The organism is Cupriavidus sp. UYPR2.512 (assembly GCF_000379565.1).
Taxonomy (GTDB): domain Bacteria; phylum Pseudomonadota; class Gammaproteobacteria; order Burkholderiales; family Burkholderiaceae; genus Cupriavidus.
Genome location: NZ_KB903109.1, coordinates 35,908 through 55,866, shown reverse-complemented (window position 1 = coordinate 55,866; position 19,959 = coordinate 35,908). Strand labels below are relative to the sequence as shown.

Annotated in this window: 19 protein-coding genes and 1 pseudogene; 15 read left to right on the top strand and 5 right to left on the bottom strand. The window is 68.5% G+C overall.

Annotation, left to right across the window (positions count from 1 at the left end):
* The first annotated feature begins 15 nt into the window (after positions 1 to 15).
* The 5 genes and pseudogenes from gmhB (at position 16) to A3A5_RS40595 (ending at position 3,207) form a co-directional block, all read left to right on the top strand.
* Complete coding sequence (gmhB, locus tag A3A5_RS0122750) at positions 16 to 603, top strand: D-glycero-beta-D-manno-heptose 1,7-bisphosphate 7-phosphatase (RefSeq protein ID WP_018312807.1); 588 nt, start codon at positions 16 to 18, stop codon at positions 601 to 603.
* Positions 604 to 636: 33 nt separating this feature from the next.
* On the top strand, positions 637 to 1,401 hold the full coding sequence (locus A3A5_RS0122745) for a 1-acyl-sn-glycerol-3-phosphate acyltransferase (protein ID WP_026201022.1): 765 nt from the start codon (positions 637 to 639) through the stop codon (positions 1,399 to 1,401).
* A complete protein-coding gene (locus tag A3A5_RS0122740; RefSeq protein ID WP_018312805.1) occupies positions 1,398 to 2,258 on the top strand; it encodes a M48 family metallopeptidase in 861 nt (286 codons plus the stop codon). Before A3A5_RS0122745 ends, A3A5_RS0122740 begins: the two co-directional genes overlap by 4 nt.
* Positions 2,259 to 2,341: 83 nt before the next feature.
* Positions 2,342 to 2,749, top strand: coding sequence for a lactoylglutathione lyase (gloA, locus tag A3A5_RS0122735; protein ID WP_026201021.1), 408 nt, complete (start codon positions 2,342 to 2,344; stop codon positions 2,747 to 2,749).
* A gap of 12 nt (positions 2,750 to 2,761) precedes the next feature.
* Positions 2,762 to 3,207: pseudogene (locus A3A5_RS40595) on the top strand (EamA family transporter).
* A 53-nt stretch (positions 3,208 to 3,260) separates the two neighbouring features.
* Here A3A5_RS40595 and trpS read toward each other — a convergent pair.
* From trpS to A3A5_RS0122705, 5 genes are all read right to left on the bottom strand, one after another.
* Positions 3,261 to 4,304 carry a tryptophan--tRNA ligase gene (gene trpS / locus A3A5_RS0122725; RefSeq protein ID WP_018312803.1) on the bottom strand — a complete coding sequence of 348 codons (1,044 nt, stop codon included), beginning with the start codon at positions 4,302 to 4,304 and terminating at the stop codon, positions 3,261 to 3,263.
* Positions 4,305 to 4,367: 63 nt separating this feature from the next.
* Positions 4,368 to 5,210: a 16S rRNA (adenine(1518)-N(6)/adenine(1519)-N(6))-dimethyltransferase RsmA gene (gene rsmA, locus A3A5_RS0122720; protein ID WP_018312802.1), complete on the bottom strand. Its 843-nt coding sequence runs from the start codon at positions 5,208 to 5,210 to the stop codon at positions 4,368 to 4,370.
* Between the two features lie 17 nt (positions 5,211 to 5,227).
* The gene (gene pdxA, locus A3A5_RS0122715) at positions 5,228 to 6,331 is read right to left on the bottom strand and encodes a 4-hydroxythreonine-4-phosphate dehydrogenase PdxA (RefSeq protein WP_018312801.1); all 1,104 of its coding nucleotides are present in this window, start codon (positions 6,329 to 6,331) and stop codon (positions 5,228 to 5,230) included.
* A gap of 31 nt (positions 6,332 to 6,362) precedes the next feature.
* Positions 6,363 to 7,838, bottom strand: a complete 1,476-nt coding sequence (locus tag A3A5_RS0122710; RefSeq protein ID WP_018312800.1) for a peptidylprolyl isomerase — start codon at positions 7,836 to 7,838, stop codon at positions 6,363 to 6,365.
* Between the two features lie 9 nt (positions 7,839 to 7,847).
* Entirely contained in the window at positions 7,848 to 10,289 is a 2,442-nt protein-coding gene (locus A3A5_RS0122705; protein WP_026201020.1) for an LPS-assembly protein LptD, read from the bottom strand.
* Between the two features lie 210 nt (positions 10,290 to 10,499).
* On the opposite strand from A3A5_RS0122705, the gene A3A5_RS0122700 reads away from it, so the two are divergent.
* The 10 genes from A3A5_RS0122700 (at position 10,500) to purH (ending at position 19,818) form a co-directional block, all read left to right on the top strand.
* The gene (locus tag A3A5_RS0122700; protein ID WP_018312798.1) at positions 10,500 to 11,534 is read left to right on the top strand and encodes an aminoglycoside phosphotransferase family protein; all 1,035 of its coding nucleotides are present in this window, start codon (positions 10,500 to 10,502) and stop codon (positions 11,532 to 11,534) included.
* Positions 11,535 to 11,538: 4 nt separating this feature from the next.
* Positions 11,539 to 12,342, top strand: coding sequence for an AzlC family ABC transporter permease (locus A3A5_RS0122695; RefSeq protein WP_018312797.1), 804 nt, complete (start codon positions 11,539 to 11,541; stop codon positions 12,340 to 12,342).
* Positions 12,339 to 12,662 (top strand): AzlD domain-containing protein, encoded by a 324-nt coding sequence (locus A3A5_RS0122690; RefSeq protein ID WP_010813881.1) that lies wholly within the window; start codon positions 12,339 to 12,341, stop codon positions 12,660 to 12,662. Before A3A5_RS0122695 ends, A3A5_RS0122690 begins: the two co-directional genes overlap by 4 nt.
* Complete coding sequence (gene murU, locus A3A5_RS0122685; protein ID WP_018312796.1) at positions 12,662 to 13,405, top strand: N-acetylmuramate alpha-1-phosphate uridylyltransferase MurU; 744 nt, start codon at positions 12,662 to 12,664, stop codon at positions 13,403 to 13,405. The genes A3A5_RS0122690 and murU overlap by 1 nt, the downstream gene beginning before the upstream one ends.
* A gap of 140 nt (positions 13,406 to 13,545) precedes the next feature.
* Complete coding sequence (locus tag A3A5_RS0122680; protein WP_018312795.1) at positions 13,546 to 14,949, top strand: aminopeptidase P N-terminal domain-containing protein; 1,404 nt, start codon at positions 13,546 to 13,548, stop codon at positions 14,947 to 14,949.
* Complete coding sequence (locus A3A5_RS0122675) at positions 14,946 to 15,425, top strand: hypothetical protein (protein WP_018312794.1); 480 nt, start codon at positions 14,946 to 14,948, stop codon at positions 15,423 to 15,425. The genes A3A5_RS0122680 and A3A5_RS0122675 overlap by 4 nt, the downstream gene beginning before the upstream one ends.
* Positions 15,406 to 16,644, top strand: coding sequence for a UbiH/UbiF/VisC/COQ6 family ubiquinone biosynthesis hydroxylase (locus tag A3A5_RS0122670; RefSeq protein WP_018312793.1), 1,239 nt, complete (start codon positions 15,406 to 15,408; stop codon positions 16,642 to 16,644). Before A3A5_RS0122675 ends, A3A5_RS0122670 begins: the two co-directional genes overlap by 20 nt.
* A gap of 285 nt (positions 16,645 to 16,929) precedes the next feature.
* Positions 16,930 to 17,991 (top strand): tRNA dihydrouridine synthase DusB, encoded by a 1,062-nt coding sequence (gene dusB, locus A3A5_RS0122665; protein ID WP_026201019.1) that lies wholly within the window; start codon positions 16,930 to 16,932, stop codon positions 17,989 to 17,991.
* Positions 17,988 to 18,221, top strand: coding sequence for a Fis family transcriptional regulator (locus A3A5_RS0122660; protein ID WP_010813887.1), 234 nt, complete (start codon positions 17,988 to 17,990; stop codon positions 18,219 to 18,221). The genes dusB and A3A5_RS0122660 overlap by 4 nt, the downstream gene beginning before the upstream one ends.
* Before the next feature lie 22 nt (positions 18,222 to 18,243).
* A complete protein-coding gene (gene purH / locus A3A5_RS0122655; RefSeq protein WP_018312791.1) occupies positions 18,244 to 19,818 on the top strand; it encodes a bifunctional phosphoribosylaminoimidazolecarboxamide formyltransferase/IMP cyclohydrolase in 1,575 nt (524 codons plus the stop codon).
* The last annotated feature ends 141 nt before the right edge of the window (positions 19,819 to 19,959 follow it).

The window sequence follows — 19,959 nt, the reverse complement described above, 5'->3', positions numbered from 1 at the left end:
CCACCGGAGCCGCACATGCCGCAGACGCCGCCCAAGTTTGTCATCCTGGACCGCGACGGGGTGGTCAACCTCGACAGCGACCAGTTCGTCAAGACGCCCGATGAATGGATACCGATCGACGGCAGCCTGGAGGCCATCGCCGCGCTGAACCAGGCCGGCTACCGCGTAATCCTCGCCAGCAACCAGTCCGGCATCGGCCGCGGACTGTTCGAGATGAGCGCCCTCAACGCCATGCACGAGAAGATGCACACGTTGCTAGCGCGCCTGGGCGGGCGCGTCGACGCTGTGTTCTTCTGCCCGCATACCGCCGCGGACGGTTGCGACTGCCGCAAGCCCAAGCCCGGCATGCTGGAGCAGATCAGCGAGCGCTTCGGCATCGAGCTCCGGGGCGTGCCCATCGTTGGCGATTCGTTGCGCGACCTGGAAGCGGGGGTGGCGGTCGGCTGCGCGCCGCACCTGGTACGCAGCGGCAAGGGCCAGAAAACCTTCGACCAGGGCGGCCTGCCGCCGGGCACGCAGGTGCACGACGACCTGCGCGCGTTTGCGCGCTGGCTGACCGGCAACGGCGGCGCACTGCGCCCGCCCACTCATAGCGCCGGCTGACCGCCCGCATCCATTCCCTATTCGCGCCCCCGCATGACGTTTCTCCGTTCCCTGTTGTTTGCGCTGTACCTGCTGGTGCTGACGCCACCGTACGCCTGCGCCTGTTTCCTGGTGTTCCCGTTCATGAATGCCGACCAGCGCTTCCGCTTCGTGCGCGGCTGGCCCCTGCTGGTCATCTGGGCCGCGCGCGCCATCTGCGGCATCCAGTACCGCATCGAAGGCCATGAGCACATGGACGTGATGCTCGACAAGCCGGTGGTGCTGCTGTCCAAGCACCAGTCAGCCTGGGAAACCGTGGCCTACGTGGCGCTGATGCCCAAGCCGCTGTGCTTCGTGTTCAAGCGCGAGCTGCTGCTGGTGCCGTTCTTCGGCTGGGCGCTGGGCATGCTGAAGATGGTCCATATCAACCGCAAGGAAGGCACCCGCGCCTTCGCCTCGGCCGCGCGCCAGGGCCGCGAGCGGCTCGCTGAAGGCGCCTGGATCATCATGTTCCCGGAAGGCACGCGCACGCCATCTGGCCTGGAGAAGGCGCGCTACAAGAGCGGCGGCGCGCGCCTGGCGGTGGAAACCGGCGCCTGGGTGCTGCCGATGGCGGTCAACTCGGGCCGGGTGTGGCCGCGCAATTCGTTCCTGAAGCACCCGGGCATGGTGACGATCTCGGTCGGCCCGGCGATCGCCTCGGCCAACAAGACCGCGGACCAGCTCAACCAGGAGGTGGCGGAATGGATCGAGCGCGACATGCGCCGCATCGATCCGCAGAGCTACCAGGGCGCGGCCCCGGGCGGGCCCGCCGCATGAAGCTGCTGCGACCCGCCACCGACGCCGACGGCGCGCAGCTGGAGCTGCCGCTGGCAGAGTCCGCCCAGGCGCCGCAGCCGGCGGCTCCGCTTGCGCAAGAGCCCCCGCAGCAGCCCGCATGGCCAGTGCCGCAACCCAACGCTCGCCTGCTGCGTATCGGCGAACGGCCGCTGCACTACACGCTCAAGCGCTCGGCGCGCCGCACCATCGGCTTCACCATCGACGACCGCGGCCTGTCGATCACGGCGCCGCGCTGGGTCACGCTGGCGGACATCGAGTCGGCCATCCTGGAAAAACAGCGCTGGATCTTCAACAAGCTGGGCGAGTGGCGCCACCGCGAGTCGCGCCGCATCCTGCCTACGGTGCAATGGCGCGACGGCGCCAGCCTGCCCTTCCTGGGGCAGCCGCTGACGCTGTCGCTGGAGTCGCCGCTCGGCGCGCTGCTGTTCGATGCCGACCGCCGCGTGCTGCACCTGGCGCTGCCGGGCCATGCCGACGAGCAGCAGATCAAGGACCGCGTGCAGGGCTGGCTGCAGCAGCAGGCGCGCCGGCTGCTGGCCGAGCGGCTCGATATCTACGCCGACAAGCTGGGCGTGCGCCACACCGGCTTTGCGCTGACTTCGGCCGCCACGCGCTGGGGCAGCTGCACCGCCGACGGCAAGATCCGGCTGAACTGGCGCCTGATGCATTTCCCGCTGTCGATGATCGACTATGTCGCCGCGCACGAGCTGGCGCACCTGAGGGAAATGAACCACGGCCCGCGCTTCTGGCAGACCGTGGAATCGATCTTCCCTGAGTTCCGCGATGCACGCGCGCAACTGCGGGCACACCCGCCCGAGCTGTTGCCGACCTTCTGAGCGGGCGGGAGCGGGCCGGTACGTTTCGGCCAAACGCACTAAAATGGCGCCTTCCTATACCTAAAACAGTTGAAGGCCCTCAAATGCGACTCCTCCACACCATGCTGCGCGTCGGCGACATGCAGCGCTCCATCGATTTCTATACCCGCGTGCTCGGCATGCAGCTGCTGCGCGAGAGCGACAACCCTGAGTACAAGTACCGCCTCGCCTTCGTCGGCTACGGCCCCGAGAGCGAGACCGCAGTGCTGGAACTGACCTACAACTACGGCGTCGGCCAATATGACCTGGGCACGGCCTACGGCCATATCGCGCTGGAAACCGACGATGCCGCGGCCGCCTGCGAGCGCATCCGCGCCGCCGGCGGCAAGGTCGCGCGCGAAGCCGGCCCGGTCAAGGGCGGCACCACCGTGATCGCCTTTGTCGAAGACCCGGACGGCTACAAGATCGAGCTGATCGAGCGCCACTCCACCCGCGACGCCAGCCGTCCCTGACGGACGCTGGCCATGAGCACGCAAACCCTGACCCGGCAGCCGCTGGACGGCATCGCCGTGGGCCTGATGGTGGTGCTGTGCGCCGCCTGGGGCCTGCAGCAGGTGGTGATCAAGGTCACCGCGCCGCTGATGGGGGCGGTGCTGCAGGCCGGCGTGCGCTCGGCGGCGGCGGCGTTGCTGGTGTTCGGCTTTGCCGCCTGGCGCGGCACGCCGCTGTGGCGGCGCGACGGCACCCTGAACGCCGGCTTGCTGGCTGGGCTGCTGTTCGGCGCTACCTGACCTGGTTCTGGCTGCTGCGGCGCTACCTGGCGTCGCGGCTGTCGGTGTTTTCCTTCCTGACGCCGCTGTTCGGGGTCGCCTTCGGCGTGGTGCTGATGCACGACGCGGTGGGCCCGCGCTTCGCCGTGGCGGAGCTGCTGGTGCTGGCCGGCATCGTGCTGGTCAATCGCCGCGCCTGAGCGGCGCGGCTAGCGCAATAAGGCGGCGGCCCGGGGCCGCCGCTGCCTGACGCTCAGCGGCGTGCCTCGAACGAGAACATGCCCAGCGCGTCGCGCACTTCATCCAGCGTCTGCTGGGTCAGTGCGCGCGCCTTCGCGGTGCCCTGGCGCAGGATGTCGAACACATAGTCCGGATCCTTGGCCAGTTCTTCGCGGCGCGCGCGGATCGGCGCCAGCATGTCCTGCAGGATGCCCTCGATGCGGCGCTTGAGCACCATGTCGCCCAGACCGCCCTGCTGATAGTGCGCCTTCAGCGCCTTGACTTCCTCGGTGTTGGGGTCGAACGCATCCAGGTAGGTGAACACCACGTTGCCCTCGACCTGGCCCGGGTCCGACACGCGCAGGTGGTTGGGGTCGGTGTACATGCTGTGCACCGCGGCCTTGATCTGCTCGGGCGAGGCCCCCAGCGCGATCGCGTTGCCCAGTGACTTGCTCATCTTGGCCTTGCCGTCCACGCCAGGCAGGCGGCCGAACTCGGGGATCAGGGCCTTGCACTCGGGCAGCACTTCGCGGCCGACCTGGTGGTTGATGCGGCGCACGATCTCGTTGGTCTGCTCGATCAGCGGCGCCTGGTCTTCGCCCACCGGCACCACGTGGGCCTTGAAGGCAGTGATGTCCGCGGCCTGCGATGCCGGGTAGCACAGGAAGCCGGCCGGGATGTCGCGGCCAAAGCCGCGCGCCTGGATCTCTTCCTTGATGGTCGGGTTGCGCTCCAGCCGCGCCACCGTGACGAAGTTCAGGTACATCAGCGTCAGCTCGGCCAGCGCCGGCAGGTGCGACTGCACGGTGATGGTGGTCTTGGCCGGGTCGATGCCGACGGCCAGGTAGTCCAGCGCCACCTCCAGCACGTTGCGGCGCACCTTGTCGGGATCGTGCGCGTTGTCGGTCATGGCCTGGGTGTCGGCCAGCAGCACGTATTGCTCGTGCGAGTCCTGCAGCGCCACGCGGCTCTTCAGCGAGCCGACATAGTGGCCAAGGTGCAGCGGGCCGGTGGGACGGTCGCCGGTCAGGATCACGGGACGCCGGTTGGTTTGGCTGGTTTGGGACTGGGCTGTCATGGGACGGTCTTGCACGAAATAGTCGCGGGAAATTCGGGATTCGGGATTCGGGATGCGCGGGCCTCAGGCGGCCTGTCCGGCCTGGCCGGATGGTGTACCACCCAGGCGCCGGGCCAGTTCGACATACTCGCCAACGGGCACTTCCTCGGCGCGGCGGCCAAGGTCGAAGCCCATCGCATCGAAGTCGACCTGGTCGCGCAGGAACGAGAGCGTGTTGCGCAGCACCTTGCGCCGCTGCGAGAACGCCGCAGTGACCACGTCGCCCAGCACGGTGATGTCGCAATCGGCATGCGGCGAACGCAGCCGGCCGTCGCTGTGGCGCGGCCACGGGATCATGCGGACCACGGCGGAATCGACCTTGGGCGGCGGGTTGAAGGCGCCTGGCGGCACATCCAGCACGTGTTCCATGTAGTAGCGCACCTGCAGCATGATCGAGAGCCGGCCGAAGGCCTTGCTGCCTGGCTCGGCCACCATGCGCTCCACCACCTCTTTCTGCAGCATGAAGTGCTGGTCGCGCACCTGGTCGGCGAAGTCCATCAGGTGGAACAGCAGCGGGCTGGAGATGTTGTATGGCAGGTTGCCGACGATGCGCAGCGGGCGGCCTGGCACGGCGAGCTTGTCGAAATCAAACGCCAGCGCATCGCCGGCATGGACCTGCAGGCGCTCGCCATAGCGGCGGCGCAGGCGCTCGACCAGGTCGCGGTCCAGCTCCACCACCTGCATCTGCGGGATCCGTTCGAGCAGCGGGTCGGTCAGCGCGCCCAGGCCGGGGCCGATCTCGACCAGCACGTCGTCGGCCTGCGGGCTGATGGCATTGACGATGCCGTGGATGATGGTGTCGTCGACCAGGAAGTTCTGCCCGAATCGTTTGCGGGCCACATGGCCCTGGTGCACGTTTGAACGCATGGGTTATTCGTCCAGCTTCAGCATGGCGGCTGCGGGCCGGAATGGGTGTGGCCGGGATGGCTGCCCGTGGCACCGTTGCTGCCAGGGCGCCGGCCATTGGCGTGGCCGGCCATGGTGACCGCACTGCGGATGGCCTCGATCATGCTGCCGTGTTCGGCCTGGCCGGTGCCGGCAAGGTCGAGCGCGGTGCCATGGTCCACCGAGGTGCGGATAAAGGGCAGCCCCAGCGTGATATTCACGCCGTGGCCGAAGGTGCCGTATTTGAGTGGCGCCAGCCCCTGGTCATGGTACATCGCCAGCACGCAGTCGGCATCGCGCAGGTGGCGCGGCTGGAACAGCGTGTCGGCCGGAAAGGGCCCGCGCGCGTCGATGCCGGCATCTTTTGCCTGCGCCAGCGCGGGCGCGATGATGTCGATCTCTTCGCGGCCCATATGGCCGCTTTCGCCGGCGTGCGGGTTCAGGCCCGTCACCAGGATGCGCGGCCGCGGGATGCCGAAGTAGCGGCGCAGGTCGGCATCGATGATCGACAGCGTCTGCACCAGCAGCGGCACGGACAGCGCATCGGGCACCGCGCGCAGCGGCAGGTGGGTGGTGGCCAGCGCCACGCGCAGCATGGCCCCGTCGTGCGCGGGCTGCGGGCCGGCCAGCATCATCACCACGCGCGGCACGCGGGCGCTGTCGGCCAGGTATTCGGTATGGCCGGTGAAGGGCACGCCGGCGTCGTTGATGGTGCTCTTCTGCACCGGCGCCGTGATCATTGCGGCATACCGGGGTGCGGCCTTGCCGCGCCCGCGGCAGCCGCCGATGGCGGCATCGAGCAGCTTCAGCACATAGGGGCCGTTGCGCGCGTCGAGCCGCCCGGCCTCGCACGCGACCGCCAGCGGGATGTCCTCGACGATCACGTCGCCGTCGGCAATGCGACGCTCCCAGGCGTGCGTGGCACCCAGCGCCGCGGCGCGATCGGCCAGCAGGCGGGCATCGCCCAGCACATGGAAGCGGTATTGCCCGCCGCCGACGCCATTGTTGGCGCCCGCCAGCTGCAGCAACGCCCCGATGGTGATATCGGGACCGATGCCGGCGGGTTCTCCGGTCGAGATGGCAAGGGCTAGCGGGTCGGGCATGTCAGGTCAGCGGATAGGGGGGACCGGCGCTTCAGCGCTGCCGGTTGACCCGGTACTCCACATACGCCTGCGAACGCAGCTGGCGCACCCAGTCATCATAGGCTGCGCGCAGCTTCTGTTCGCGGACTTCGGCACGGGCGAAGTCGCGCTGCTTCTCGGGCGACATCTCGGTCTCGCGGCGGTTGAGCACCTGGATCAGGTGCACGCCGAACTGCGTGACCACCGGCTCCGAGATCTCGTTCGGGCGCAGGCGGCCCATGGCCTGCTCGAACTCGGGCACCAGTTCGCCCGGCGACACCCAGCCGAGGTCGCCGCCGTTCTGCGCCGAGCCGTCCTGCGAGAAGCGCTTGGCCGCGTCGGCAAAATCGCCGCCGTGGGTGATGCGGTCGCGCAGCGTACTGAGCTGGCGGCGCGCCTCGGCCTCGGGCATGTTGGGGCCAGTGCGGATCAGGATGTGGCGCACCTGGGTCTGGGTGATCTTCGAGGCCGCGGCCGGGCTGGATGCCGGCGCCGCGCGCTTGGCCACCAGCTTGACCACATGGAAGCCCGCGGCGCTTTCCACCACCTGCGGCGCCACCCCGCCCGCCTGCAGGTCGACCACTGCGTTGGCGAACAGTGCCGGCAGGCGGCCGATCTCGCGGAAGCCCATCGCGCCGCCCTGGGCCGCCTCGGGGCCCTCGGAATTGGCCTGCGCCAGCTGCGCGAAATCAGCACCGCCCTGGGCCTGCTTGAGCAGCCCTTCGGCCTTGGCGCGCTGCGCCTGCTTCTGTGCGTCCGAGGCATTCTCGGGCACGCGCACGAGGATCTGCGCCACGTTGTATTGGACGGGACCGCTGGCGGCGCCCTGGCCGCCGCGGGCGGCCAGGTAGTTGTCGATCTCGCCGTCGTAGACCTGCACCTTGGAATCGACCTCGCGCTCGCGCAGGCGGATCACCTGCACCTGCTTGCGCAGTTCCTCGCGGTACTTGGTCCAGGTCATGCCGCTGGCCTCGACGCGGCGGCGCAGCTCGGCCGCGTTCAGCCGGTTCTGCTGCGCCACCGATTCAATGGCGCGGTCGATTTCCTGGTCGGTCACGCGGATGCCGGCTTCCTGTGCGGCCTGGGTCTGCACGCGCTCCATCACCAGGCGCTCGAGCACCTCGCCCAGCAAGTCGGCGCGCGCAGGCACCGGGCGGCCGGCGGCACGCAGCTGGCCTTCAATTTCGTCGGCACGGTCGACCAGCTCACGCCGCGTGATTACGCTGTTGTTGACGACCGCGACCACTTCGTCGACCAGTTGCGAACGCTTCTGGCCGCTGGCCTGCGGCACGCCCAGCTTGGGCTGGCTCGACGGCGCCGCGACGTCAGACGCCTGCGGCACGAAGATGCCGCTGGAGCGCGGCGCGGTCCCGGGCGCCTTGAGCTGCGCGGCGGCCGGCACCGTCATGGCGGCCAGCACGGCCGGCAGCAGCAAGCGGTGCCAGGACGTCAGGAGAAAGGAAAACACGGCGAATTCTTGACGTTTCATCGTAATCCGTCATTCATAGTGATCGAACTGGGTCGTCGGCACCGGCTTGGCCGACACGGGCTCATAGCCCGGCACGTTCAGGCGCAGGATATTCAACGGGTTGGAACCGATCTTGGAAAGGCCACGGAACTCCACCTGCAGGAAGACCCGCCCGGTGTAGCCCTGCGTGGTGTTGCGGAAGCGCTGGTAGACCACTCGGCCGACCCAGCAGTCGGCGGCGTACTCGACGCCGGCCAGCGCATCGACCATCTGGCTTGCGGCCAGGTCGAAGGCAAAGCGTGCGATGCCGTAGGCACGGCGCGTGATCGGCCACTGGCTTGACACCTCGAACTGGTCGATCGCGGTGTTGTCGGTCACCGAGGTCGGGCGGCGGTAGCGGTAGCCTGCGTTAATCACCTTGCGCGACTCGGGCCGGTAAGAGAGCGCCACGTTGCCGTAGTTGATCCGGTCGCTGTCGGGGTTGTACTGCACGCCCGCGTCCAGGTAATAGCCGCGGAACATCTGGATGGTGGTGGCCGCCAGCAGGTCCGAGAAACCCGCCTTGGGATCCGCCAGCGTGCCGTTGATCTGCACGCGCTGGCCGGTGAAGTCGTAGCGCTGCGCGATGGTGCCGCGGAAGCGTTCAATGCCAGTGTCGGCCTCGATCAAGCGCGTGGTCAGGCCGCCGGTCAGCTTGTTGTTGTCGGCGACGCGATCGTAGCCGGTGAACGGGTTCTCGCTGAAGATCTGCCCGTAGCCGAAGTCGGACTGCACTGTGTCGAATAGCGGGAACTGGCTCTGGTCGCGGAACGGGGTGTACACGTAGAACAGCCGCGGCTCGAGCGTCTGCACATAGTTCACGCCGAACAGGCGGCTGACCGTCGGTGCCTCACGCTCGAACGTCATGGCCGAATCCAGGCTCATGGTCGGCAGCACGCGCGAGAAATTATTCTGCGCCGTAGGCGTGTTGGAGGCCGCCTCCATCTGGTACTGGGTCGCATTGAAGGTGACCTTCGGCGTCACGTACCAGCCCGCCCGCACGATCGGGTAGCTGATGCTCGGCTGGATATACATGCGCTCGCCCTGCGGCTGCTGGAAGCCGGTGGACGTCAGCGGGATGCGAAAGCGGGTGTAGTCCGCGTCCACCTGCACATCGAAGCCGCCCAGGTCATAGCGGATGTACTTGCCGTTGAGCTGCGGCACGCGCTCGTACGACGGTTCGCTGGGGCGCAGGGTCTGGAACTTCTGCACCCGCGCGAGCACCGTGAAATCCTGCCAGTTATAGGTAACGCCGCCTTCCTGCGTGTACTGGCGCAGCGTCGATTGCGCCACGCTGCGGTTGAAGTCGTCCGGGTACTGGTCGTCCGATACCCGGTTCACGTTCAGGTAGGCATTAAGCCCCGGGGCCAGCTTCTGGTTGTGCTGGACCGAATAGGCCCAACGGTTCGAGTTGGTCTTCTTGTCGTCGGGCAGGAACTCGGCGCGCAGGCGACCGTTGTAGCCCTCGCCCAGGTAGCGGTACTCGCCGCCGAGTTGCAGGCCGCGCTCAGTCATCAGCCGCGGATAGATGGTCAGGTCGCGGTTGGGCGCGATGTTGACGTAGTACGGCGTGGTCAGGTCGAAGCCTGATTTCGAGCTATAACCCATCAGCGGCGCCAGGAACCCGCTGCGGCGGTCGTCGTTCAGCGGAAAGCTGAACGCCGGCGCCGCTGCGATCGGCACGCCGAAGAAGTTCAGCACGCCGCCATAGGCCACGCCCACCTGGCGGTCGTTGTCCAGGTCGATCCGGTTCGCGCTGAAGTACCAGTCGGCGTTGTCCGGCGAGCAGGTGGTGTACGACGCGTGCCTGGCAGTGCTGCGGTCCTTGTCCAGGAAGTCGATGCGCTCGGCCTTGCCCGTGCCGCCGGTCTGCTGGAAATAATAGTCCGGCGACAGCATGTAGCCTTCGTTGGCCTCGACTTTCATCCGCGCCTCGGGGCCGACCGCCAGCGTGCCGCTGCGCGACATGCGCACATTGCCCTGCGCGAAGGCTTCGTCGGTGTCCTGATCGTAGGTCAGCTTGTCGCCCTTGATCGCACCGCCGTCACGGCGCAGCTCGGCATGGCCTTCCAGCTCGACGCCACGCTCGCTGTAGCCGGTCATGCGGTCGGCCTCGATAAAGGTCGGGGCGCCGGAGCCGGTGTCAGACTGTTTGCCGGGTTCGGCAAGCCGCGGCACCAGTTCGCCGGATTCCACCGGAAGCGGCGGCGCTTTCGGCGCGGCTTCGAACACCGGCTCGACCTGGTCAAGATCGGGGATCGCCGAACCGGACATCTGCGCGTGTGCGCCGGCCGACAGGCTGGCCATGGCCAGCACCAGCGGCCGCAGCGCGCCCGCGTGCAGGCCGCCGGCGCGCCTGGCTCGGGCAGGAACGCTGGTTGGGGCAGGCGAAGGCAAGGCCCTGTTGTTCGGTGATCGTCGTTGTTCGGTCATTCGCACGGGTTGTCAGTCTCGGCGTCGGCTGCGGCCCGCCTGCAAGCCGCCAGCCCCCGCCGGAGCAGGCTGCGGGGCACCGAATGGCCCCACCCGGGGGCCGCCCGGCGCCCGGGTCTGGTCGGGTATTATACGGGGCAACCTAGGGTCCCCTTCCCGCTTACTTTCGGTTTCATTTCCACTCTGCGCCCGTTCCCCACACGTATCTGTATGGCAGCTCTCCCTCACGACCCGCGCCTGGACCAGCTCAAGGCCTGGGTATCCGGACTTGGCCCGGCATGGTCCGCCGATCCTGATTCCTGCGCCCCCGCCTCGGCCGACGCCAGCTTCCGGCGCTATTTCCGCGTCAGCACCGGCCATCCGGCGCATCCCACCGCCATCGTGATGGACGCGCCGCCGGCGCACGAGGACTGCCGCCCGTTCATCCATGTATGCGCGCTGTTCGGCGCGGCCGGCGTGACCGTGCCGACCGTGCTGGCGCAGGACCTGGAGCAGGGTTTCCTGCTGCTGGCCGACCTTGGCAGCCAGACCTACCTGTCGCGGCTCGATGATTCCACCGCCCACGGCATGTACGCCGACGCGGCCGCCGCGCTGATCCGCATCCAGGCCGCCACCCGCGCCGGCGAACTGCCGGCCTACGACCGCGCGCTGCTGCAGCGCGAGCTCGACCTGTTCCCGCAGTGGTACGTGGCCAGGCACCTGGGGGCCACCCTGACCGAGACCCAGCAGGCTGACCTGCACGAAGTGACGGAAACGCTACTCTCCAACATTCTTGCGCAACCGCAGGTCTACGTACACCGCGACTTCCACTCGCGCAACCTGATGGTGCTCGACGGCGGCGCCAACCCGGGCGTGCTCGACTTCCAGGACGCGGTGATCGGCCCGATCACCTACGACGCGGTCTCGCTGTGGCGCGACGCCTATATCGAATGGGACGAAGAGCAGCAGCTGGACTGGCTGATCCGCTACTGGGAGCGCGCGCGCAAGGCCGGCCTGCCGGTCAACGCCGACTTTGGCGAGTTCTATCGTGATTTCGAGTGGATGGGCCTGCAGCGCCACCTCAAGGTGCTGGGCATCTTCGCCCGCCTGTACCACCGCGACGGCAAGGACGGCTACCTGGCCAACCTGCCGCTGGTGATGAAATACACCCGCCAGGTGGCCGGCCGCTACACCGAACTGCGCAAGCTGATCCGGCTGCTGGACGCGCTCGAAGGCGTGGCCAGCCCGGCCGGCTACACGTTCTGACGCCGTGCCCGACACCGAGCCCGTTCTGCCCGACAGCCACGCGCCCGCCATCACCGCCGCCGGCGAATGGCTGGCCGGCGCGCGCGCGCTCGCGCCGATGCTGCTGGGCGTGGTGCCGTTCGGCCTGATCTACGGCGTGCTGGCCGTCGGCGCCGGCATGCCGGCGTGGCTGGCCTGCGCGATGAGCGTGGTTGTGTTCGGCGGCGCCTCGCAGATGATCCTGACCCAGTTGTGGACCGCAGGCACCCCGGCAGTGGTGATCACGCTGACGGTGGCCATGGTCAACCTGCGCCACGCGCTGTATTCCGCCACCATCGCGCCCACGCTCGCGCACCTGCCGCGGCGCTGGAAGGCGCTGATCGCCTACCTGCTGACCGACGAAGCCTTTGCCGCGATGACGCACCGGCTGGGCGATAGCGGCCCGCGCGCGCGCTACCGCCACTGGTACTACTTCGGCGGCGGCTTCGCGCTGTGGGCCAGCTGGCAGCTGTCGACGCTGGCCGGCGTGCTGGTCGGCGCCCAGGTGCCGCGCGACTGGCCGCTCGATTTTTTCCTGCCGCTGACCTTCATCGGCATCATCGTGCCGGGCCTGAAGCACCGCTCGCACGTGGCCGCGGCGCTGGCCGCCAGCGTGCTGGCGGTGGCCTGCTACAGCCTGCCGCACAAGCTCGGGCTGATGGTGGCGGCGCTCGGCGGCATTGCCGTGGGCATGCTGGTGCTCAGCCGCGGCAACCGCCCCGGGCAACGCCCGGCCAGCCGTGGCGCCGATGCCACGCGAGGCGGACCGGCTGGCAAGGAGGCCGCATGAGTGCGATGACCCTGCTGTGGGTCTTTCTTGCCGCAGGCCTGGCGACCTTCCTGATCCGCCTGTCGTTCATCGCCGTGGAAGGCCGCGTGCGCCTGCCGTCGTGGTTCCGCACCGCGCTGCAGTTCGTGCCGGCAGCAATGCTATCGGCGCTGATCGCTCCTGACCTGCTGATGCAGCATGGCGAGCTTGCCCTCACCCCCGCCAACGCGCGGCTGGTGGCCGGCGTGGTGGCCATCCTGATCGCCGCTCGAACCCGCAGCGTGGGCTGGACCATCGCCGGTGGCATGGCCGCGCTGCTTGCCCTGGAGGCTCTCTTCTGATGAAGGCCATGATCTTCGCCGCCGGCCGCGGCGACCGCATGCGTCCGTTGACCGATACCTGCCCCAAGCCGCTGCTGGCGGTGGGCGGCAAGCCACTGATCGTCTGGAAGATCGAGGCGCTGGCGCGTGCCGGCCTGCGCGACATCGTCATTAACCATGCCTGGCTGGGCGCACAGATCGAAGCCGCGCTGGGAGACGGCAGCCGCTTCGGCGTGCGCATTGCCTATTCGGCTGAAGGCGACGCGCTGGAAACCGCCGGCGGCATAGCACAGGCCCTGCCGCTGCTGTCCGCGCACCCGGAGCGCGGCGAGATCTTCCTGGCCGTGTCGGGCGACATTTTCTGCGACTATGACTTCCGCAGGCTGTTGCCTCGCGCGCACGACATGGCCGGCGCGCCCGCCCCGCGCATGCACCTGGTGATGGTGCCCAATCCGGATTTTCACCCGAACGGCGACTTCACGCTGGAACCGAACGGCCTGCTGACGCTCGACGGGACACTGGCCAACGGTGGCGAGCAGCTGACTTTCGGCAATATCGGCCTGTACGACACGCGTCTCTTCACCGCCATCGAACCTGGCACCAAAATGCCGATGACACCCTACTACTGGGAGGCCATCGAGGCCGGCACCGCTACCGGCGAACGCTTCGACGGCCGCTGGGAAAACGTGGGCACGCCGGGGCAGCTGGCCGAGCTGGATGCAGCGCTTGCGGCGGCAGCGCCTGTGGCGGCGCACGGGCGCTAGATCCGGGTGCCACAACCGACGCAACAGTACCTGTGGCGAGGCCCTCACGGCCAATATGCGCATCGGCTTGCAAGCGGCGGCGGCCACGGTACGCCAGCGGCGTTAAAATCGGCCTGATCTCCCTCATCCCAGGCCCTACCATGTCCGCACCCGATAACGCCCTCCTCGCCGCCTGCCGCGACCGCCGCGCCCGTGTGCTGCAGCACCTGCGCGCCGGTGGCGGCGGCGTGGCGATCTTGCCCACGGCGCCGGAAGCCATGCGCAACCGCGACAGCGACTACCCGTACCGGCACGACAGCTATTTCTATTACCTGAGCGGCTTTACCGAGCCCGAGGCCGTGCTGGTGCTGGTGGCCGGCGCGCCGGGCGACCCCGCAGATACCGACCGCAGCATCCTGTTCTGCCGCCCCAAGCATGAAGAGCGCGAGATCTGGGACGGTTTCCGTTTCGGCCCGGAAGGCGCGCGCGCCGCCTTTGGCTTTGACGAAGCGCATTCGGTCGAAGAGATCGACGCGGCGCTGCCGCCGCTGCTGGCCAACCGCGCGCAGATTGCCTACCCGCTGGCCGACTCGACCCGCACCGACGTGCAGATGCGACGCTGGATGGACGCCGTGCGCATGCAGGGCCGCGCCGGGGTGGCCGCGCCGTCGGTTGCGCTTGACATCCGCACCCTGCTCGATGAAATGCGCCTGTTCAAGGATGCGGGCGAGCTGGCCACCATGCGCCGCGCGGCGCAGATCTCCGCCGGGGCCCATGTGCGGGCCATGCAGGCCACCCGCGCCGGGCTGCGTGAATACCACCTGGAAGCAGAACTGCTCTATGAGTTCCGCCGCCATGGCGCGCAGAGCGTGGCCTATAACTCTATCGTCGCGGCCGGCCCCAACGCCTGCGTGCTGCACTACCGCGCCGGCCCCGCCGAGCTGAGGGACGGCGACCTCTGCCTGATCGATGCCGGCTGCGAGTTCGACGGCTACGCCTCGGACATCACCCGCACCTTCCCGGTCTCGGGCCGCTTCTCGCCGGCGCAGCGAGAGCTGTACGACCTGGTGGTGGCCGCGCAGGACGCCGCCATTGCCGAGACCCGCGCCGGCGTGCCCTACAACGTGCCGCATGACGCCGCCGTGCGCGTGCTGGCGCAGGGCATGCTCGATACCGGCCTGCTTGACCGCAACAAGGAAGGCACGCTCGACGACGTGCTGGCCAGCGGCAGCTACCGCCGCTTCTACATGCACCGCACCGGCCACTGGCTTGGCATGGATGTCCATGACGTAGGCGAATACCGCGTGGCCAGCCATAGCGGCGAAGGCGAGCGCCCGTGGCGGCCGCTGCAGCCGGGCATGGTGCTGACCATCGAGCCTGGCATCTATGTGCGCCCGGCCGAGGACGTGCCCGAGCGCTACTGGCATATCGGCATCCGCATCGAGGACGACGCCGTGGTCACCGACGGCGACTGCGAGCTGATCACGCGCGGCGTGCCGGTGCTGGCCAGCGAGATCGAGGCGCTGATGCGCGATAACGCGAGCGCTGCCGGAGGTCTGCAATGATCGGCTGGCTGCGCAGGATCTTTCCGGGCCAGGCCCGCAGCGGCAGCAATGCTGGCAGCACCCGCCGGCCCGATCCGTCCGAACCCTTCATCATCAACCTGTACGACGACCGCGTGGTGGTGCACCGCCCCGACGGCCAGCGCGAGGAACTCGCCTGGGACGCGCTTGAGCGCGTGGTGGTGCGGGTGTCCGACCGCGCGCCCTGGGCCGGCACCGCCTGGCTGATCCTGATCGGCACGCCCGATTCGGGGCAGGGCTGCGTGGTGCCGCTCGATGCCGCCAACCATGTGGCACTGCTGGAGCAGCTGCGCGCACTGCCGGGTTTCAACCACCAGAAGCTCGAGAACGCGCTGCGCGACGCCGCGGCGGGCAAGTCGCGCTCGGATGCGATCTGCTGGAAGCGCAATGCGGCGGCACAACCGGAGGCGGATGCGGGTCATGCAGGAGGCAGCGACGATGCCGGCCGCGCAGCCTGATTTCCACGGCCTTTACGATATCGCCATCGTCGGCGGCGGCCCGGTCGGGCTGGCGCTGGCCTGCCAGCTGCTGCGCACTGCCGACTGGCGCCTGACGCTGGTCGATGCCGCCACCCCGGCGCGCGCCGCGCGCGATCCGCGCGCGATTGCGCTGTCGCATGGCAGCCGCCAGCTGCTGGAGCAGATCGGCGCCTGGCCGGTGCCCGGCAGCCCGATCGAGCACATCCATGTCTCGCAGCGCGGCCGCTTCGGCCATGTCCGGCTGCACCATGACGATTACGGCGTGCCGGCGCTCGGCTACGTGGTGCGCTACGGCGACTTGTGCGAGGCACTGGAACGCGCGCTTGCCCATGCCGCGCAGGCAGCGGGCGAAGGCCGGCTGCGGCGCGTGTTCGAGACCCGCATCGACCAGATCGCACAGGATCCCGCGCCGCGCGCCGCGGACGACCCCGATGCCGGCACCGTGCAACTGGCCGGCACCGGCCACGACGGCCAGGTGGCGCACCTGGCCGCGCGCCTGGTGGTGCAGGCCGAGGGCGGGCTGTTCCACCAGCAGGCCGCCCACCAGGGCCGCGGCGCGCGCACGCGCGACTACCGCCAGACCGCGGTGATCGCCCATGTGACTTGCTCGCGCCCGCAGGCGGGCTGGGCCTGGGAGCGCTTTACCGAGGACGGCCCGCTGGCGCTGCTGCCGCACGAGGAGCACGGCTTGCCGGGCTATGCGCTGGTGTGGTGCTGCCCGCCGGACCAGGCCGCGCGGCGCATCGCGCTGCCGGAAGCCGAGTTCGCCGCGGAACTGGGGCGCGCCTTTGGCGACCGCATGGGCCATTTCACGCTGGCCGGCAAGCGCCATGCCTTCCCGCTCGGCCTGAATGCTGCACCGGTGACCGTCAACGGCCGCGTGGCGGCGGTCGGCAATGCCGCGCAAACGCTGCACCCGGTGGCCGGACAGGGGCTCAACCTGGGCTTGCGCGACGCCTTCGCGCTGGCCGATTCGCTGCGCAGCGCCTGCACGCCGCAGGCGCTGCAAGCCTTCGCCAGCCGCCACCGGCTCGACCGCGCCGTCACCATCGGCGTGACCGACCTGCTGCCGCGCTTGTTCGGCATCGACTACCCGCTGGCCGCGCACGCGCGGGGCGCGTCGCTGGCCGCGCTGGCCTGCCTGCCGCCGCTGCGGCATGCGCTGGCGCGCCACATGATGTTTGGAATGCGTCGCTGACTCCAGCCAGTGGCGCAAGCGCCACGCGCGTGTCGGCGTTTGCGCCATGGCCCCTGCCCGGATGCGCTCCGGATGCTCAAATCTTGGGCAATGGCGACGGTTTGGCGGTAGAATCCTGCCCTCGCACATGTCCCGATCCAACGCCGGCAGCAGTTTCGGCAGGGGCATGTTTTTCCGTTTCGTCTTCCGTCTCAGAGCAGGCCGTCCCGATCCCTTCCCTGGCGCCATCCGCGCCGCGAAAGCGCTACGGTCACCGGGACGGCCTCCCAGAACCGCCGCCCAACCGTGCAGATCGGACCTCACCAACTCCGCAACAACCTGTTTGTCGCCCCCATGGCGGGCGTGACCGACCGGCCCTTCCGCCAGTTGTGCAAGCAGCTCGGCGCGGGCTATGCGGTGTCGGAAATGGTGGCGTCCAACGCACAGCTGTGGAAGAGCGAGAAGACCATGCGCCGCGCCAACCATGCCGGCGAGGTCGAGCCCATCGCCGTGCAGATCGCCGGCGCCGAGCCATCAATGATGGCCGAGGCCGCGCGCTATAACGTGGACCGCGGCGCGCAGATCATCGACATCAACATGGGCTGCCCGGCCAAGAAGGTGTGCAACGTCGCCGCCGGCTCGGCCCTGCTGCAGAACGAGCCGCTGGTGGTGCGCATCGTCGAGGCGGTGGTCGGCGCCGTGGGCGACCGGGTGCCGGTCACGCTGAAGATCCGCACCGGCTGGGACCGCGAGCACCGCAATGCGCTGCGCATCGCGCGCATGGTCGAGGAAGCGGGCATCAGCATGCTGACCATCCACGGCCGCACCCGCGCCGACCTGTACCACGGCGACGCCGAGTACGAGACCATTGCCGCGGTCAAGGCAGCGGTCTCGGTCCCGGTGGTCGCCAACGGCGACATCACCACGCCGCAGAAGGCCAAACAGGTGTTGGCACTGACCGGCGCGGACGCGATCATGATCGGCCGCGCGGCCCAGGGCCGGCCCTGGCTGTTCCGTGAGATCGAGCACTTCCTGAAGACCGGCGAGATGCTGCCGTCGCCGGAAGTGGCCGAGATCCGTGCCATCATGAATGCGCACCTGGAAGACCACTACGCCTTCTATGGCGAATTCACCGGCGTGCGCACCGCGCGCAAGCATATTGCCTGGTACACCCGCGGGCTGCGCGGCGCCAACCTGTTCCGCCACCGCATGAACACGCTGGAAAGCACCGCCGGGCAACTGGCGGCGGTCAATGCGTTCTTTGACGAGCAGGCGCAGATCTCTGACCGGCTGGTGTACGTGGACGACGCAGCACAAGACCAAGACGAAGCGAACAACAACAAAAACGGGGAGCTGCTTGCCGCATGAGCCGCAACGCTATCGACCAGTGCATCCGGGAAAGCCTGGATACCTATTTTCGCGACCTCGACGGCGAAGAGCCGTCCAATATGTACAACATGGTGCTCGAGGCGGTCGAACGGCCGCTGCTGGAAGCCGTGATGGTGCGCGCCGAGCGCAACCAGTCGCTGGCGGCCGCCTACCTGGGCATCAATCGCAATACGCTGCGCAAGAAGCTGCAGCAGCACGGTTTACTTTGAATTTGAAGCGTCTCCCACAGCCATGATCAAGCAAGCCCTACTCTCCGTTTCCGACAAGACCGGCATCGTCGATTTCGCGCGCGAACTGAACGCGCTCGGCGTCACGCTGCTTTCCACCGGCGGCACCGCCAAACTGCTGGCCGACAGCGGCCTGCCCGTGACGGAGGTGGCCGACTACACCGGCTTCCCGGAAATGCTCGACGGCCGCGTCAAGACGCTGCACCCGAAGGTGCACGGCGGCATCCTGGCGCGCCGCGACCTGCCCGAGCACATGGCCGCGCTGGCCGAGCACGGCATCCCGACCATCGACCTGCTGGTAGTCAACCTGTACCCGTTCCAGCAGACCGTGGCCAAGGATGACTGCACCCTGCCCGACGCGATCGAGAACATCGACATCGGCGGCCCGACCATGCTGCGTTCGGCGGCCAAGAACCATCGCGACGTGACCGTGATCGTCGACCCGGCCGACTACGCCGTGGTGCTCGATGAAATGCGCGCCAACGCCAACAGCGTCGGCTATGACACCAATTTCCGCCTGGCCACCAAGGTATTCGCGCACACGGCGCAGTACGACGGCGCCATCACCAACTACCTGACCAGCCTGGGTACCGACAAGTCGCACCAGGCCCGCAGTGCGTATCCGCAGACGCTGAACCTGGCCTTCGACAAGGTGCAGGAAATGCGCTACGGCGAGAACCCGCACCAGTCGGCCGCGTTCTACCGCGACCTGAAGGCCGTCGACGGCGCACTGGCCAACTACGTGCAGCTGCAGGGCAAGGAACTGTCGTACAACAACATCGCCGATGCCGATGCCGCGTGGGAATGCGTGAAGTCGTTCGACGCCGCCGCGGGTGCCGCCTGCGTCATCATCAAGCACGCCAACCCGTGCGGCGTGGCGCTGGGCGCGAATGCGCTGGTAGCCTATGACAAGGCCTTCAAGACCGATTCGACCTCGGCCTTCGGCGGTATCATCGCCTTCAACGTCGAACTGGACGAGACCGCCGCGCAGGCCGTGGCCAGGCAGTTCGTCGAAGTGCTGATCGCCCCGTCGTTCAGCGCCGGCGCGCGTGCCGTGTTCGCGGCCAAGCAGAACGTGCGCTTGCTTGAGATCCCGCTGGGCAAGGGCGTCAACCAGTATGACTTCAAGCGTGTCGGCGGCGGCCTGCTGGTGCAGAGCCCGGACGCCAGGAACGTGCAGCCGTCAGAGCTGCGCGTGGTGACGCGCCGCCATCCGACCCCGAAGGAAATGGACGACCTGATGTTCGCCTGGCGCGTGGCCAAGTTCGTCAAGTCCAATGCCATCGTGTTCTGCGGCGGCGGCATGACGCTGGGCGTGGGCGCGGGCCAGATGAGCCGCGTGGATTCGGCCCGCATCGCCAGCATCAAGGCGCAGAACGCCGGCCTGACGCTGGCCGGCTCGGCAGTGGCCTCGGATGCGTTCTTCCCGTTCCGTGACGGCCTGGACGTGGTGGTCGACGCGGGCGCGACCTGCGTGATCCAGCCGGGTGGCTCGATGCGCGACGACGAAGTGATCGCCGCCGCCGACGAGCGCGGTATTGCGATGGTGGTGACCGGCACGCGCCACTTCCGCCACTAAGCACTGGCAGGCTTGCGGTCTTGCCTGGCAAGACCGCCGGCTCCCGAAGCGGTTTCGTTCTCCTGCAAGGGAAAGCGAAACCGCTTTTTGCATTAGGTGCCGGCGCAAAAAGCAATACACTAGCGACGGCATCCACCCTAC